This is a genomic window from Streptomyces coeruleoprunus, from assembly GCF_039542925.1.
Classification (GTDB): domain Bacteria; phylum Actinomycetota; class Actinomycetes; order Streptomycetales; family Streptomycetaceae; genus Streptomyces; species Streptomyces coeruleoprunus.
In genome coordinates this window covers 6,923,548-6,935,487 of record NZ_BAABIT010000001.1, presented here as the reverse complement: position 1 = coordinate 6,935,487, position 11,940 = coordinate 6,923,548, and the positions used below count along the sequence as shown (strand labels likewise).

10 protein-coding genes are annotated in these 11,940 nt (G+C 75.2%); 7 read left to right on the top strand and 3 right to left on the bottom strand.

Translation table 11 applies throughout. The features are described 5' to 3' along the window. Positions 1 to 30 precede the first annotated feature (30 nt). From ABEB09_RS31085 to ABEB09_RS31065, 5 genes are all read left to right on the top strand, one after another. Positions 31 to 1,476, top strand: coding sequence for an alpha/beta hydrolase domain-containing protein (locus ABEB09_RS31085; RefSeq protein WP_345693241.1), 1,446 nt, complete (start codon positions 31 to 33; stop codon positions 1,474 to 1,476). 125 nt (positions 1,477 to 1,601) lie between these two features. Continuing rightward, positions 1,602 to 2,324, top strand: a complete 723-nt coding sequence (locus ABEB09_RS31080) for a hypothetical protein (protein ID WP_345693240.1) — start codon at positions 1,602 to 1,604, stop codon at positions 2,322 to 2,324. 35 nt (positions 2,325 to 2,359) lie between these two features. Further along, positions 2,360 to 2,917 carry a PadR family transcriptional regulator gene (locus tag ABEB09_RS31075; protein ID WP_345693239.1) on the top strand — a complete coding sequence of 186 codons (558 nt, stop codon included), beginning with the start codon at positions 2,360 to 2,362 and terminating at the stop codon, positions 2,915 to 2,917. Positions 2,918 to 2,986: 69 nt separating this feature from the next. Further along, complete coding sequence (gene rpmF, locus ABEB09_RS31070) at positions 2,987 to 3,157, top strand: 50S ribosomal protein L32 (protein ID WP_345693238.1); 171 nt, start codon at positions 2,987 to 2,989, stop codon at positions 3,155 to 3,157. Between the two features lie 5 nt (positions 3,158 to 3,162). Then, positions 3,163 to 4,305 (top strand): GTP-binding protein, encoded by a 1,143-nt coding sequence (locus tag ABEB09_RS31065; protein WP_345693237.1) that lies wholly within the window; start codon positions 3,163 to 3,165, stop codon positions 4,303 to 4,305. A 46-nt stretch (positions 4,306 to 4,351) separates the two neighbouring features. Here the strand turns inward: ABEB09_RS31065 and ABEB09_RS31060 are convergent, their stop codons facing one another. Continuing rightward, the gene (locus ABEB09_RS31060; protein WP_345693236.1) at positions 4,352 to 6,289 is read right to left on the bottom strand and encodes a heavy metal translocating P-type ATPase; all 1,938 of its coding nucleotides are present in this window, start codon (positions 6,287 to 6,289) and stop codon (positions 4,352 to 4,354) included. 118 nt (positions 6,290 to 6,407) lie between these two features. Between ABEB09_RS31060 and ABEB09_RS31055 the strand changes: the two genes are divergently transcribed. Together ABEB09_RS31055 and ABEB09_RS31050 are read left to right on the top strand one after the other, a co-directional pair. Continuing rightward, positions 6,408 to 6,794 carry an ArsR/SmtB family transcription factor gene (locus tag ABEB09_RS31055; RefSeq protein WP_345693235.1) on the top strand — a complete coding sequence of 129 codons (387 nt, stop codon included), beginning with the start codon at positions 6,408 to 6,410 and terminating at the stop codon, positions 6,792 to 6,794. Positions 6,795 to 6,817: 23 nt separating this feature from the next. Continuing rightward, positions 6,818 to 8,221, top strand: coding sequence for an NAD(P)/FAD-dependent oxidoreductase (locus tag ABEB09_RS31050; protein ID WP_345693234.1), 1,404 nt, complete (start codon positions 6,818 to 6,820; stop codon positions 8,219 to 8,221). Positions 8,222 to 8,377: 156 nt separating this feature from the next. Here the strand turns inward: ABEB09_RS31050 and ABEB09_RS31045 are convergent, their stop codons facing one another. Further along, a complete protein-coding gene (locus tag ABEB09_RS31045) occupies positions 8,378 to 10,525 on the bottom strand; it encodes a HEAT repeat domain-containing protein (protein WP_345693233.1) in 2,148 nt (715 codons plus the stop codon). 84 nt (positions 10,526 to 10,609) lie between these two features. Continuing rightward, positions 10,610 to 11,803, bottom strand: coding sequence for a zinc-dependent alcohol dehydrogenase (locus tag ABEB09_RS31040; protein ID WP_345693232.1), 1,194 nt, complete (start codon positions 11,801 to 11,803; stop codon positions 10,610 to 10,612). Positions 11,804 to 11,940: the final 137 nt, after the last annotated feature.

Below are 11,940 nucleotides of genomic sequence, written 5' to 3'. Positions count from 1 at the left end.
CGTCCTTCTGGTGCGGAAGGAGAGACACCGATGTTCTGGCAACGTTTCCGGCCCGATCGGCGGCCCCGCCCCGGCGGCCGCCGGGCGACCCGTACGGCCCTGCGAGCGCTGTTCCCGGCCGTCCTCGGCATGGCCCTGGTGGCGCCGGCCGCCGAGGCGGCCCCGCCGGGCGCCCAGGCCGCCCCGGCCGCCTCCGGGACGGCCCGCGTGGACACCGCCGGCACCGACAACCCCCGGCCGCCGGGGGACGGGGACGGGCACGCGGACGGGGACGGCTCGAAGGACCGGCTCGGCCGGCCCACCGTCACGCGGCTGGGCACGTTCGGCGGCATCCGCTACCTGCGGTACGACGGCGTGTTCGAGGGCCGGACGTCCACCGGCCGGTTCCGGGTCCCGTACCGGATCAGCGCCCCGGCGGATCCGCACCGCGGCAACGGCACGGTGCTCGTCGAGCCGCCGCACTTCGCGGCCGGGCTCGGCACGCTGGACTCCTACCTGGAACCGAAGCTGCTGTTCTCCCGGGGCTTCGTGCACGCCGGGGTCGGCTGGAGCACGTTCCGCAACCGCATCCTGGACCCGTCCGTGCCCGGGACGTTCATCGAGGGCGGCTTCCTGGAGGACGGCGAGCGGGTCGACGACGAGATCGTCACGGAGTTCGGCCGCGCCCTGCTCGATGCCCGGAGGAAGGTCGGCAAGGTGCGCCACCGGTACGTGACGGGCTTCTCCGACAGCTCGTACCCGGTCCTGCGCCTGATCAAGTCCGGTGCCGCCTCGGGCGTCTTCGACCTGGCGATGCCGTTCACCACGGACACGTTCGACCCGCAGACCGACATGGCCACCGGCCGGTACCGGGGCAAGGTCGTCGTCGTGAACTCGGAGGCCGACGACTCGTCGACGCTGATCGACCGCGGCGTCCTGCCGCACCGGTACCGCTTCTACGTCGTGGCGGGCACCCCCCACGTGCCGGACCTCCTCGCCGTTCCCCCGGCCCTGCCGGGGCTGCGGGGCTCAACCCCCGCGACCTTCGTACCGGCGCTGCGCGCGCACTTCCTCCAGGGGCACGACTGGGTCCGCAAGCACAAGGCACCGCCCACGAGCACCCAGCTGGAGACGTCGCGGAACGGCACGGTCCTCCGCGACGACCAGGGCAACGCGTTCACCGAGGACCGCACCGGCCGGAGGGTCCCGCGCCTGCCGTTCGTCGAGCTGGGCGAGGCCCGGTACATCCCCGGCTTCATCGGCAGCTACGACAACGTCCGCACCGTGGGGCAGCTCGGCTTCCGCGACCACGCGGCGTATCTGGAGGCGTTCCACCGCGAGGTGCGCGACTACCTGAGGGCCGGTTACATCCTCCCGGAGGACGCGAAGGTGATGCGGAAGCGGGCGGCGCTGTGCCCGCCGTCCACGTACACGGAGACGTACCGCGACCACTACGACGAGTTCCTCGCGGTCACGCCCTGCGCGGCGGCCCGCTGACCGCCTCGGCCGTGAAGCCCCGCCGGGCGGGCGTACCTCGCCCGGCGGGCTGCCGAGGGCCCGCGCCGCTGCGGGGGCCCAGGGAGCCACCGGGGGGCCGCGGGGGCCGCGCCTATGATCACGGCATGAAGCCCGTCTCCCGAACGGTACGCGTCGTCGTGTCCGACCACGGGCACGCCGGCCGGCTGCCGCACCACCCGTCGTCGTACGAGATCAGCGACCCGCACGAGGTGCGGGAAGTGGTGGCCGCCGTGGCGCGGAGCCCACGGACGGCGCGGGCCGACTTCGTGTGCATGTGCCGGGAGGAGCCCACACTCACCCTGTTCGAGGGGGCGGGCCGGCGTATCCGTGACGTCCACGGCCGGTGGCCTGAACTCCTCGATCCGGCAGTCCCTCACACGATCCCCCGCCGGCACCGCACCGCGTGGGCCGCCGCCGCGCCGGAGCCCTTGCGGCAGTACGCCGAGGGCCTCGCGGGCGGGGACGACCCGGCTCCCGGCGCCGAGCCCTCGGTGCCGCCGGCCCTGGTGCTCAGCTGGCTGGGCGCCTCCCGCGCCGACGGGGACGCCGCGCGGCTGCTGGCCCGGCGCGCGCCGCTCGCCCTGCTGGAGGCGACGCCGACGGAGGAACTGGCGTGGGCGGTACGGGAGACGGACGCTGCGGGGCTGGACGGCGCCGTCGAGTTCTTCGCGAGCGAGGGCTTCACCACCCGCCACCCGAAGAAGCGCCGGGTCGGGACCACGGCCCTCGAGCTGCTGCTCCGGCACGCGCGCAGGCACAGGCCCGACTGTCTGCCGGTCCTGGAGCGGCGTGTGCTGCGGGCGGCCGAGGACCGGATCAGTCGGTGAGGGGGCCGGGGAGCGCCGGTCCCTAGGATGCGTGCATGTCACTGCCCCATGCGATCCTCACCGCTCTGCTCGAGAAGCCGTCCTCGGGCCTGGAGCTGACCCGTCGTTTCGACCGGTCGATCGGCTACTTCTGGTCGGCCACCCACCAGCAGATCTACCGCGAGCTGGGGAAGCTGGAGCAGGCCGGGCACATCCGGGCGCTGCCGTCCGAGACGCCGGCCCGGGGGCAGAAGAAGGAGTACGAGGTGCTGCCCGCGGGCCGCGCGGAGCTGGCCGAGTGGACGCGGCGCGTCGAGGACCCGAAGCCCATCCGCAGTGCGCTGCTGCTGCGGCTGCGCGCGGCGGCGGTGGTGGGCACGGAGGGGATGGCGGACGAGCTGCGCCGCCATCTGGCGCTGCACCAGGCGCAGTTGGACGAGTACCTGGGCATGGAGAAGCGGCAGTTCCCGCCGGAGCGCGACACGGAGGCGGACCGGCTGCGCCATCTGGTGCTGCGGGGCGGCATCGAGCTGGAACGGTTCTGGGTGGTGTGGCTGACGGAGGCGCTGGAGGGCCTGGACGGCCTGGAGGCCCGGGACCGCACCGGCCCGTGATTGTTAATGGGAATCGTTTTCATGTAGCGTGACCGCCATCCCGTACCCCCCGATGGAGGTCTCCCTGCCATGGCCGTGCCCAAGCGCAAGATGTCCCGCTCCAACACCCGCCACCGCCGCGCCCAGTGGAAGGCCACGACCCCGCAGCTGGTGCCCGTGACGGTCGACGGCGTCGTCCACCGGGTCCCGCAGCGCCTGGTGAGGGCGTACGAGCGCGGCCTGATCCGCCCGGAGGGCTGAGCACGATGAGCCGCCTGCCGGTCACCGTCCTGTCGGGGTTCCTCGGCGCCGGGAAGACCACCCTGCTCAACCACGTCCTGGGCAACCGGGACGGGCTGCGCGTCGCCGTGATCGTCAACGACATGAGCGAGGTCAACATCGACGCCGCGCTCGTCCGGGGCGGCGAGGCGGCCCTCTCGCGCACCGAGGAGCGGCTGGTCGAGATGACCAACGGGTGCATCTGCTGCACCCTGCGCGACGACCTCCTGGAGGAGGTGGACCGGCTGGCGCGCGAGGGCAGGTTCGACTACCTGCTCATCGAGTCGAGCGGCATCTCGGAGCCGATGCCGGTCGCGGCCACGTTCGCCTTCCCGCGCGACGACGGCGCCACGCTGGGCGAGCTGGCCCGGCTCGACACCATGGTCACCGTGGTGGACGCCGTGAACTTCCTGGCCGAGCTGGAGGCCGGCGACGGCCTGGAGGAGCGCGGCATCGCCCCGTACGACGACGACGAGCGGACCGTCAGCGATCTGCTCATGGACCAGGTCGAGTTCGCCGACGTCATCGTCGTCAACAAGACCGACCTGGTGGACGCGGCGGACACGGCGCGGCTCACCGCCGCGCTCTCCCGGCTCAATCCGGCCGCCCGGGTGATCACCGCCCGGCACGGTCGCGTCCGCCCCGCCGACGTCCTCGGCACCGGCCTGTTCGACCTGGAGCGCGCCCAGCAGGCGCCCGGCTGGGTGAGGGAACTCAACGGTGACCACGTCCCCGAGACCGAGGAGTACGGCATCTCCTCCATGGTCTTCCGCGCACCGGGCCGCGCCTTCCACCCCGAGCGGCTGTGGCGGTTCGTCACGGAGGGCCTGGACAGCGGTGCGTACGGGCGGGTCCTGCGGTCCAAGGGGTTCTTCCGGCTCGCGGGGCGCGACGGGGTGACGGGGCTGTGGTCACAGGCGGGCGCGGTCGCCCGCTTCGAGCCGTCCGGGATGGCGGACGAGCCGGGCCAGGGCCAGGAACTGGTCTTCATCGGCACCGACCTGAACCCGACGGCCCTGCGCCACGCCCTGGAAGCGTGCCTGCTGTCCCCCGGCGAAACGGGCCCCTGGCACGACCCGTTCCCCCTCTGGCACGTCCACACCACGAGCGACGACTGCGCGCACGCGTAACCACCGTTCCGCCGCGCCCGCCCGAACGGCCACCCGCCCGCACCCGTCAGGCCCCTGCCGCCCTCCGCCAGGCCGACTCGCGCAACAGCCGCAGCCCGTTGAGGCCCACCAGCACCGTCGAGCCCTCGTGGCCCGCCACACCCAGGGGCAGCGGCAGGTGACCGGCCAGGTCCCACACCACCAGGGCGCCGATGCAGACCCCGGCGATCACCAGGTTCTGCACGACCAGCCTGCGGGCCCGCCGCGAGAGCGCCACCACGGCCGGCACGGTGGCCAGTTCGTCCCGCACCACGACCGCGTCGGCCGTCTCCAGCGCGAGGTCCGACCCGGCACGCCCCATCGCGATGCCGCTGTGGGCGGCGGCGAGGGCGGGCGCGTCGTTCACGCCGTCGCCCACGACGAGGGTGCGCCCGCCCTCCCGCTCCCAGGCCCGTACGGCGCCCGCCTTGTCCTCGGGCAGCAGCCCGGCCCGTACGTCCGTGATGCCCGCCTCGGCGGCGACGGCACGCGCCGCGGCCTCGTTGTCGCCGGTCAGCAGCGTGGGAGGGGTGCCGGTGAGCCGGGCCAGGGCGGCGACGGCGGCCGGGGCGCCGTCCCGGAGCCGGTCGGCGACGCCGAGGACGGCGACCTCGACGCCGTCGACGGCGACGGTCACCGCGGTGCGGCCCGCCGCCTCCTCCGCCAGGACGGCCGACGACGGCTCCTGCGGGCGGCCGACACGCACCTCGTGCCCGTCGACGAGGGCCCGTACGCCCAGCCCCGGCGTGGACGAGAACGCCTCGGCGTCCGCGACCGGCAGCCCGCGTTCACGCGCGGCGGCCACCACGGCGCGGGCCAGCGGGTGTTCGCTGGGCAGTTCGGCGGCGGCGGCCAGGGCCAGGACGCGCGCCTCGTCGATCCCGTCGGCCGTGACGCGGACGTGGGCGACGCGCGGGGTGCCCTGTGTGAGCGTGCCGGTCTTGTCGAGCGCCACGCGGTCGACGGTGCCGAGCCGTTCCATCACGACGGCCGACTTGACGAGGACGCCGTGGCGGCCGGCGTTGGCGATCGCGGAGAGCAGCGGCGGCATGGTGGCGAGGACCACCGCGCACGGCGAGGCCACGATCATGAAGGTCATGGCGCGCAGCAGCGTCTCGGTGAAGTCGGCGCCGAACGCGAGCGGCACCGCGAACAGCGCGAGGGTGGCGACGACGACGCCCACGGAGTAGCGCTGTTCGACCTTCTCGATCAGGAGCTGCGTCGGCGCCTTGGTGGCACTCGCCTCCTCGACCATGGCGACGATCCGGGCGATCACCGATGCGGACGCGTCCTTGTCGACGCGGACGCGCAGGGCGCCGGTGCCGTTGAGCGTGCCGGCGAAGACGTGGTCACCGGCGCGCTTGGTGACGGGCAGCGGCTCGCCCGTGATGGTGGCCTGGTCGACGTCGCTCGCGCCGTCGAGGACGGTGCCGTCGGCGGGCAGCCGCTCCCCCGGCCGTACGAGGACGGTGTCGCCGACCGCGAGGGCGGTGACGTCGACGGACTCCTCCGCGCCCGCGGCGGTGAGCCGCACGGCACGGGCGGGCGCGAGGTCGAGCAGGCCGCGCACCGAGTCGGCGGTGCGCCGCGTCGCCAGGGCCTCCAGGGCGCCGGAGACGGCGAAGATGACGATGAGCAGGCCGCCGTCGAGGTACTGGCCGATCGCGGCGGCGCCCAGCGCCGCGACCACCATCAGCAGGTCGACGTCGAGGGACTTCTCGTACAGGGCGCGCAGCCCGGCCCAGCCGGGCTCCCAGCCGCCGGCGGCGTAGCACACGGCGTACAGCGGCCCCCAGGTCCAGGCCGGGGCGCCGGCCAGGTCGAGCGGGAACGCGGCGAGGAAGGCGAGGGTCGCGAGCGCGGCCCAGCGCACCTCGGGCAGGGCGGACAGGTGGGTGCGGCGGGCCGGGGGCAGGGCCTTCGCGGGTGGGGCGGCGGGCCGCGTGTCGAGCACCGGATGAGCCATCGGGCGTACCTCTCCCAGGGGGTCGGGGACCGGAGGACGGCACCACCATAGCGGAATACATGAAGAGGTCTTCATTTGTACGACTGAATGCGTGGAGCGCACGGCTACGATGACCCGCATGGGACACGGAGTGAACAGCGCGGAGTCCGGCGCGACCCCCGCCGGCCGCCTCGACGCGGAGTCCGCGGCCACGATCGCCGCGACGCTGCAGGCCCTCGCCACCCCGTCCCGGCTGATGATCCTCACCCGGCTGCGCCAGGGCCCCTGCGGCGTCACCGAGCTGGCCGAGTCGGTCGCCATGGAGCAGTCGGCGGTCTCGCACCAGCTGCGCCTGCTGCGCGCGCTGGGCCTGGTGACCGGGGTGCGCCAGGGGCGCAGGATCGAGTACAGCCTGTACGACACGCATGTGGCCCAGCTCCTCGACGAGGCCGTCTATCACATCGAGCACCTTCGGCTCGGCGCCCGGGAGCTTCCCGAACGAACCGTGGATACTGGTCAGTCGTAGATCGTCGACGCGAAGGGGCGGGCATGGCCGGCCAGTTGGGGAAGGGTCGTCGGACACGGCACGCGGTGGTGATCGGCGGCAGCATCGCCGGGCTCCTCGCCGCGCGGGTGCTGGCGGACCACGCGGAACGGGTGACCGTCGTCGAGCGGGACCGCTTCCCGGAGGAGGCCGCACCACGGGCGGGCGTGCCGCAGGGGCGCCATCTGCACGTGCTGCTGGAGGCGGGGCAGCGGGCGGTGGAACAGCTGCTGCCCGGGGCCGTGGAGGAGCTGCGGGAGCGCGGGGCGCCCCGTGTGGGGATGCCCGAGGACGTCGTGCAGTGGCAGGCGGGCAGCTGGTACCGGCGGTCGGCCGCCACCGCGTACCTGCTGACCGGTTCGCGCCCGCTGCTGGAGGACGTCATCCGGCGCCGGGTGCTGGCCGACCCGCGCGTCGAGGCCGTGCAGGGCACGGAGGTGGTGGGCCTCGCCGGGGACGCGGCGCGGGTGCGCGGCGTGCTGCTGCGCGAGCGGGGCGCGGGCCGGGCCGCGGAGCCGCGGCTCCTGGCGGCGGACCTGGTGGTGGACGCGTCGGGGCGCGCCTCGAAGGCGCCCGAGTGGCTGGCCGCGATCGGCGCGGAGCCGCCGCGGGAGGAGACCCTCGACACGGGCCTGGCCTACGCGACGCGCGTCTACCGCCACGACCGGCACGGCGACGACACCGACGCCCTCGGCTACTACGTCGTCCCCAACCCCGCCCAGACGAGCAGCGGGGTCGCCCTGCCCTTCGAGAACGGCCATTTCCTCGTCACGCTGTCGGGGCTGCGCGGGCAGGAACCGCCCACGGACGCCGAGGGGTTCGAGGAGTTCACGGCGAGGCTGCCGCACCCGGTGCTGCGGGACTGGCTGGCCAAGGCGGAGCCCGTCTCCGCCGCACACGGCTTCCGGGGCACGGCGAACGTACGGCGGCGCTACGACCGGCCGGGGCGGCGCCCGGCCGGCTTCCTGGCCACGGGTGACGCGCTGTGCACGTTCAACCCGATCTACGGGCAGGGCATGGCTGTCGCGGCGATCAGCGCCGTCGCGCTGCGGGACGCGCTCGCGGACCGGCGCCGCACCCCGACGACGCTGCGGGTGCAGCGGGCGCTGTTCCGCGCGTCCCGGCAGGCGTGGGACATCTCGGCCGGCGCGGACAAGAAGATGCCGGGCGCCGTGGGCGACGCGGCCCGCAGCCGGCCGCACGAGCGCGCGGCCACGTGGTACCTGGCCCGCGTCCAGGAGCGCGCCTGCGGCGACCCCGTGGTGGGGGCGGCGTTCCGCGGCGTCCTGTCGCTGATGGAGCCGATGACGGCCCTGTTCGCCCCGCCGGTGCTCCGCGCGGTCCTGTTCGGCCCGGTCCCCGAGGCCCCCCGACTGCCCCCGCTGTGGCGTGAGACGCCGGACGCCTGACGGGGCGCCGGGTCGGCGGGTCTTTCCCCTGCCCCGCCCCTTCCCGAAACCGGGGGCTCCGCCCCCGAACCCCCGCTCCTCAAACGCCGGAGGGGCTGATTCCAGCCCGTCCGGCGTTTGAGGACGAGCGCCGTCAGGCGCGGGGGGTTCGGGGCCTCAGCCGGTGTGCGTCGGCCCATCGCTCCCGGCGCACCGCAGCAGGGCGCGGAGCCGGGTGCGGAACTGGTCGTCGGCGCGGCCGACTTGGGACTCCAGGCCCGAGGGGACGACCCGTAGGTCGCGCTCGGCCAGGGTGGTGAGGCGCCGCACGTGGTCCGGCGACAGGGCGGCGGGGCCCAGGGCTTCGAGGGCCTCGCACGCCGTGAGCGGTTCGGACTCGGCGGACCGGACGGCGATGCCGGCCAGGTCGGCCGCGTCCAGCGTGGCCGGATCGGCGACCGCCAGAAGGGCCAGGATCGCGGACGGTGCCCGCTCCGGGTCGTCGAGGAGGGCTGCCAGGCGCGGGACCAGCGGGCGGCCCGAAGGACCCAGCAGGGCGGCCGCGCGGGCGGCGCGTATCGCGCTCCACCGGAACCACATCTCCCCCGTCGCCCGCGCGAGCACCGAGTCCAGCACCCGTACCGCCGTGTCCGCGTCCCCGGTGGTGCGCCACAGGGCGACGGCGATCGCGGTGTCGGCGTCGAGGTCCGGCGTCGTGGTTCCGCCGTCCCGCGGGTCGCTGAGGGCGGCGCGCAGCGCCGGGGCCAGCGATGCGGCCTCCGGGCCGAGTTCGGCGGCCGTCCGCGCCGCGTCGGCGGCGGCGTCACGGCCTTCGCCGAGCCGGCGCTCCAGGGTGGCCAGCAGCGGGCCGCTGTCGCCGGTCAGGTCGTACAGCGCCCGGGCGGCGGCCGGTGAGCCCTTGTCGGCCTCCGGGCGCAGGACGGCGGCCGCCAGGTCGCGTTCGGCGGGCGGGCAGACGGCCGCGACGGCGTGGGCGGCCTGCTCCGGGAAGCGGGGCAGCGCCTCGTACAGCTCGGGCAGCGCGGCGGCGGCCCGCTCGCCCCACCCCGCCAGCAGCCGGGTCAGCCGGTAGGGCCCGGTGGGCCCGAGGTCGCCGTCCGTCAGCCGGGCGCGTACGGCGTCCAGCAGGTCCGGGTCGAAGGGGAAGGCCACGTCCTCCGGCGCCTGGATCCCGGCCGCGCCGTCGAGCCCGCGGCAGCTGTGCGCGAGGTCGCGGGCCAGCAGCGGTGCGGCCCGTTCCGGTGCCACGACGGCGAGGACGCCGAGGGCGCGGTCCGCGAGGTCGGCGTCGTCGTGACCGTCGCGGCGTGCAAGGGTGGCCAGGGCCGGGGCGGCGTCGGCGGCGGCCGGCCCGAACTGGGCGACGAGGGTCAGCACCTCCCCCGCCGACGCGGCGTCGGCGACGGCCCGCATCAGCGCGGGGAGCAGCCGGGACGGCACGTGCCGCGACATGGATCCGGCCTGGCTCGCCGCCCACGCCGCCTCGTTCCGCACGTCCGCACGCGGGTCGCGCAGGGCGGCGTCGAGGAGGGCGACGACCGCGTCCCGGTCGGCGTCCGTGTCGCGGAGCAGCAGGTCCTCGACGACCGCGGAGAGGGGCTCGCTACGGCGGTGGTCCAGCCGGTCGTCCATGAGGGAGCCGGCGGGGAGCAGCGACAGCAGCGCGGTGCGGTGGCCGGCGCTCCAGGGCAGTCCGGCGTCCAGGCACGCGTAGAGGGCGGCGACGCGCAGGACGGCCGGCACCGCGGGGTCCCGGGCGAGCGCGTCGGCCGTGGCGGCGGTGCCGGCGGGGTCCAGCAGGGCCAGTCCGGCCAGCAGTTCGGCCCGTACGACCGGCTCGCTCTCCTCCTGCCAGCGGCGGCGCAGCACGGGCAGGGCCGCCGCGTCGCGGGTGTGCGCGGCGGCGCAGGCGGCGGCCTGGCGCACGTCGGGGTCGGGCGCGTCCAGCAGGGGGAGGATCAGCGGCAGTTGGGCGGCGACCGCCGCCCGTACCGCGCCGGGGGCGACGGCGTGCTCGTCCTCGCTCTCGGCCAGTCCGCCGAGCAGGGCCAGCACGTCGGCGGTGCGGTGTCCGGCGGCCGCGACGCGGGCGAGGTAGGGCGCGACGTCGACGCTCGCGGCGTAGACGGTGCCCTGGTGCAGGACGCTGCCGTACAGCTCGGACACGGCCTCCTCGGCGGCGGCCGGGTCACTTCCGGCGAGGGCCCGCAGGAGGTCCGGGAGGTCCTCCGCGCTGCCGTAGGCGTGCCGGGTCTCCACCCAGGGGTGCGCGTCGAGACCGTCGAGCGGGTGTGCGAGTTCCATGCGGCGATCCTGGCAGAGGGGTCTGACAGTCCGTGGGTCCGACAGTCCGGCCGCGGAAGCGAGAAGGCCGCCCGCGGTGCCCGGTCAGGGGAGCAGGACCACCTTGCCGACGCCGTCCTCCTTGCGCTGGAACATGCGGTAGGCGTGCGGGGCGTCGGACAGCGGGAGGTGATGGGTGGCGAAGTCGTCCACGCCGAGCGGGTCGTCGTCGGTGAGGAGCGGCAGGATGTCGTCGGTCCACCGGCGGACGTTGGCCTGGCCCATGCGGAGCTGGATCTGCTTGTCGAAGAGGGTCAGCAACGGCAGGGGGTCGGCGGCGCCGCCGTAGACGCCGCTGAGGGAGAGGGTGCCGCCGCGCCGGACCAGGTCGATGGCGAGGTGCAGGGCGGCCAGCCGGTCCGTGCCGGCCTTCTGCGCGAGGCGCGCGGCCCAGGCCCTGGGGAGCAGTCCGGTGGCCTGCTGCTGGGCGTGGGCGACGGGACTGCCGTGGGCCTCGGTGCCGACGGCGTCGACGACGGCGTCCGGGCCGCGGCCGCCGGGGGTGCGGTCGCGGATGGCGGCGACCAGCTCGTCCTGGCCGTCGTGGGCTGTCAGGTCGAAGATCTCCACGCCCCTGGCCCGGGCGCGGCCGAGGCGTTCGGGGACGAGGTCCACGCCGAACACCCGCTCCACGCCTTGCTGGAGGGCGATGCGGCAGCTCATCTCGCCGATGGGGCCGAGCCCGAGGACGGCGAGGGAGCCTCCGGGCGGCACGTCCGCGTACCGGACGGCCTGCCAGGCGGTGGGCAGGACGTCGGAGAGGAACAGGTACCGGTCGTCGGGCGGGCCGTCCGGCACCTTGACCGGGCCGTACTGGGCCTGTGGAACGCGCAGGAACTCGGCCTGGCCGCCGGGCACGGAGCCGTAGAGCCGTGAGTAGCCGAAGAGCGCGGCGCCCATGCCCTCGGCGCGCACCTGGGTGGTCTCGCACTGCGTGGGGAGGCCTGCGTCGCACATCCAGCAGTGGCCGCAGGCGATCTGGAAGGGGACGACCACGCGGTCGCCGGGTTCCAGGCCGGGTACGTCGGAGCCCGTCTCCTCCACGACGCCCATCGGTTCGTGGCCGAGGACGTCGCCGGGCGTCATGAACGGGCCGAACACCTCGTACAGGTGCAGGTCCGATCCGCACAGGCCGGTCGAGGTGATGCGGACGATCGCGTCCGTCGGCTCCTCGATCCTCGGATCGGCCACCGTCTCGACGCGGACGTCGCGCTTTCCGTGCCAGGTCACCGCCCTCATGGCCCGGCGGGTACCCGGGGGGCCGGGGGTGAATCCGTTTCGGCCAGAGTGCGCCGGATCGCCCGGCGGGCCCTTCCAAAGAGGTTTAGACCAATGATAGGGATTGCTCACCGACACGGCTCATTCGGCTACGCTGA

What these genes read in the sequence shown, in the direction of transcription:
- ABEB09_RS31085 (WP_345693241.1), top strand. Translation starts at nt 31, where the DNA reads ATGTTCTGGCAACGTTTCCGGCCCGATCGGCGGCCCCGCCCCGGCGGC.
- ABEB09_RS31080 (WP_345693240.1), top strand. Translation starts at nt 1,602, where the DNA reads ATGAAGCCCGTCTCCCGAACGGTACGCGTCGTCGTGTCCGACCACGGG.
- ABEB09_RS31075 (WP_345693239.1), top strand. Translation starts at nt 2,360, where the DNA reads ATGTCACTGCCCCATGCGATCCTCACCGCTCTGCTCGAGAAGCCGTCC.
- rpmF (WP_345693238.1), top strand. Translation starts at nt 2,987, where the DNA reads ATGGCCGTGCCCAAGCGCAAGATGTCCCGCTCCAACACCCGCCACCGC.
- ABEB09_RS31065 (WP_345693237.1), top strand. Translation starts at nt 3,163, where the DNA reads ATGAGCCGCCTGCCGGTCACCGTCCTGTCGGGGTTCCTCGGCGCCGGG.
- ABEB09_RS31060 (WP_345693236.1), bottom strand. Translation starts at nt 6,289, where the DNA reads ATGGCTCATCCGGTGCTCGACACGCGGCCCGCCGCCCCACCCGCGAAG.
- ABEB09_RS31055 (WP_345693235.1), top strand. Translation starts at nt 6,408, where the DNA reads ATGGGACACGGAGTGAACAGCGCGGAGTCCGGCGCGACCCCCGCCGGC.
- ABEB09_RS31050 (WP_345693234.1), top strand. Translation starts at nt 6,818, where the DNA reads ATGGCCGGCCAGTTGGGGAAGGGTCGTCGGACACGGCACGCGGTGGTG.
- ABEB09_RS31045 (WP_345693233.1), bottom strand. Translation starts at nt 10,525, where the DNA reads ATGGAACTCGCACACCCGCTCGACGGTCTCGACGCGCACCCCTGGGTG.
- ABEB09_RS31040 (WP_345693232.1), bottom strand. Translation starts at nt 11,803, where the DNA reads ATGAGGGCGGTGACCTGGCACGGAAAGCGCGACGTCCGCGTCGAGACG.